The sequence below is a fragment of the Pseudomonas sp. F8002 genome, assembly GCF_013385495.1.
In the GTDB taxonomy this organism is placed as follows: domain Bacteria; phylum Pseudomonadota; class Gammaproteobacteria; order Pseudomonadales; family Pseudomonadaceae; genus Aquipseudomonas.
This window is the reverse complement of the sequence record NZ_JACAPW010000065.1, coordinates 1-404: the sequence shown is the minus strand read 5'-3', so window position 1 is coordinate 404 and position 404 is coordinate 1. Positions and strand designations below refer to the sequence as shown.

At 46.0% G+C, this 404-nt stretch carries 2 tRNA genes; both read right to left on the bottom strand.

Annotated elements, in window-relative coordinates:
* Window positions 1–181: 181 nt before the first annotated feature.
* Window positions 182–257, bottom strand: a tRNA-Ala gene (locus tag HX811_RS31765).
* Window positions 258–287: 30 nt separating this feature from the next.
* Window positions 288–364, bottom strand: a tRNA-Ile gene (locus HX811_RS31760).
* Window positions 365–404 lie beyond the last annotated feature (40 nt).

Sequence of the window (404 nt, the reverse complement as noted above, 5' to 3'; positions counted from 1 at the left end):
TCGCAATTACTCACAAATTTTACCTTAGCCTGATCCGTTACCAGTGAAAGTAACGTTCAGTCTATCTTTCTATCACATACCCAAATTTTTAAAGAACGATCTAATCAAAGACTAGAAATCAACATTCACCATCACATCGATGGAATGCTCATTTCTAAGCTTTCAAGACAGAAGCAGTTAGTGGTGGAGCCAAACGGGATCGAACCGTTGACCTCCTGCGTGCAAGGCAGGCGCTCTCCCAGCTGAGCTATGGCCCCGTATTTCTACAGGCGTTTCCCACACAAAATTGGTGGGTCTGGGCAGATTCGAACTGCCGACCTCACCCTTATCAGGGGTGCGCTCTAACCAACTGAGCTACAGACCCAATTTCGGGCTGCTTCTTTATCGTCTTCTTCAATGAATCA